Origin of the sequence: Halobacillus sp. BBL2006 (assembly GCF_000786645.1) — a bacterium.
Taxonomy (GTDB): domain Bacteria; phylum Bacillota; class Bacilli; order Bacillales; family Halobacillaceae; genus Halobacillus.
The window spans coordinates 1-1862 of record NZ_JRNX01000543.1 but is presented as its reverse complement, the minus strand read 5'-3'; the positions used below and the strand labels follow the sequence as shown (position 1 = coordinate 1862).

Annotated in this window: 3 protein-coding genes and 2 tRNA genes; 4 read left to right on the top strand and 1 reads right to left on the bottom strand. The window is 41.5% G+C overall.

What is annotated here, in order from left to right; translation table 11 throughout:
• Positions 1-770, top strand: a 770-nt coding sequence (locus tag LD39_RS15555; RefSeq protein ID WP_035549296.1) for a helix-hairpin-helix domain-containing protein, incomplete at its 5' end; no start/stop codon positions are given.
• A gap of 45 nt (positions 771-815) precedes the next feature.
• On the opposite strand, the gene cmpA is transcribed toward LD39_RS15555, so the two are convergent.
• Positions 816-926 (bottom strand): cortex morphogenetic protein CmpA, encoded by a 111-nt coding sequence (gene cmpA / locus LD39_RS22760; RefSeq protein WP_156112670.1) that lies wholly within the window; start codon positions 924-926, stop codon positions 816-818.
• Positions 927-1003: 77 nt separating this feature from the next.
• Between cmpA and LD39_RS15550 the strand changes: the two genes are divergently transcribed.
• From LD39_RS15550 to LD39_RS15540, 3 genes are all read left to right on the top strand, one after another.
• Positions 1004-1450, top strand: a complete 447-nt coding sequence (locus tag LD39_RS15550; protein WP_035549293.1) for a SprT family protein — start codon at positions 1004-1006, stop codon at positions 1448-1450.
• Between the two features lie 195 nt (positions 1451-1645).
• A tRNA-Asn gene (locus LD39_RS15545) sits at positions 1646-1720 on the top strand.
• Between the two features lie 4 nt (positions 1721-1724).
• A tRNA-Ser gene (locus LD39_RS15540) sits at positions 1725-1815 on the top strand.
• The last annotated feature ends 47 nt before the right edge of the window (positions 1816-1862 follow it).

Below are 1862 nucleotides of genomic sequence, written 5' to 3'. Positions count from 1 at the left end.
ACCAACATGATGTCAGTCAGAAAAAATTGAATGAATCTCTAACCTTCGTTGTTGAAACAGCTGTTAACCAGGTTGGCGTTAATGTAAACACTGCATCGTCTTCACTGTTGCAATATGTATCTGGCCTAAGTAAAGCTGTAGCCAATAATATTGTTAAGAAGAGAGAGGAAGTAGGCAAGTTCAAAAAACGCTCAGAATTGAAGGATATTCCTCGTTTAGGAGCGAAAACGTTCGAGCAAAGTATTGGATTCTTACGTATATTGGATGGAAGTGAGCCGCTTGACCGAACATCCATCCACCCCGAAAGTTACAAAGCGGCAAAAGCATTATTGAAAATGGTTGATGTTTCCGCAAAACAATTGGGCGGGGAAGAGCTGGAAGGTAAGTTGAAAGAAATCAATGAAGCGGATGTAGCCGAGCAACTGGAGATTGGAAGGCCGACGCTTGAGGATATTATGAAGTCGCTCACACAGCCAGGACGTGACCCTCGTGATGATTTACCTAAGCCTTTATTGAAAACAAATGTATTATCAATGGAAGACTTGGAGCAAGGCATGGAACTTGAAGGGACCGTCCGAAATGTTGTCGACTTTGGTGCGTTTGTCGATGTTGGAGTGAAGCAGGATGGGCTTGTCCATATCTCCAAGCTATCCAATAAGTTCGTCAAACACCCGATGGACGTGGTATCTGTTGGAGATGTCGTAACCGTCTGGGTCGATCAAGTCGATATTCAAAAACAACGCATCGCACTAACGATGCTTACAAAGTAAAAATCCTCGTAGATACCTGGAAGACTTTTTCTTCCGGGTATTTTTTTATTTGTAGAGATGTTGGTAATAATACCAGCATTGGTTTAACATTTTAATTTGGTATTTATCTTTATTAAAAAAAGCTTTAGCCATTTGTTTTTTTAACCAAGAGGGCATAGAACTTCCGCTCCTTTGTATTCAACTTTTTTCATACTTATGATAAAGTATGCAAAGAACCTTGGAGGTGTGCGAAAATGTCGATATCGAATGAACAATTGCATCAGTGGACTGATGACATTTCCAGAGCGTACTTCCAGAAGCCTTTTCTCGATGACGTCATGTTCAACCCGCGTCTCAGAACAACAGGGGGAAGGTACATTCCTTCGAAAAGAGTCATTGAGCTGAACCCGAAGTACTTATTTGAGTTAGGGGAGGAAGAATTCAAAGGTATCATTAAGCACGAGCTTTGCCATTATCATCTGCACATTGAAGGGAAAGGATACGGACATCGCGACAGAGAGTTTAAGGAACTTTTGAAAAAAACAGGTTCCCCTAGACATTGCAAACCACTGCCATCTGAGAAACCAAAAGTTCACCGTTACGTATGTACGTCTTGCTCACAGGAGTATGAAAGGAAGAGAAGGGTCGACACGAAGCGATATCGATGCGGAAAATGCAAAGGTCATTTAAAAAAGATGTAAATATCCATTGACGAAACATTAAGCCCATGTTAAATTAGATAAGCCTTAACAAAACAAGCCTAAGCTTAAGAAAAATCATTTAATTTTTTCTTGGGAAAAGGTTTGACAAACAAAACGATATATTATATTATATAATTCGTCGCTGATAATTGAACTTATTAAAAAGCGACAGGATAATTGTTCATCTAACACTATTCCAACGTAGCTCAGTGGTAGAGCAATCGGCTGTTAACCGATCGGTCGTAGGTTCGAATCCTACCGTTGGAGCCATTACGGAGAAGTACTCAAGTGGCTGAAGAGGCGCCCCTGCTAAGGGTGTAGGTCGCGTAAGCGGCGCGAGGGTTCAAATCCCTCCTTCTCCGCCATTTTTTAATGGCCCGTTGGTCAAGTGGTTAAGACACCGCCCTTTCAC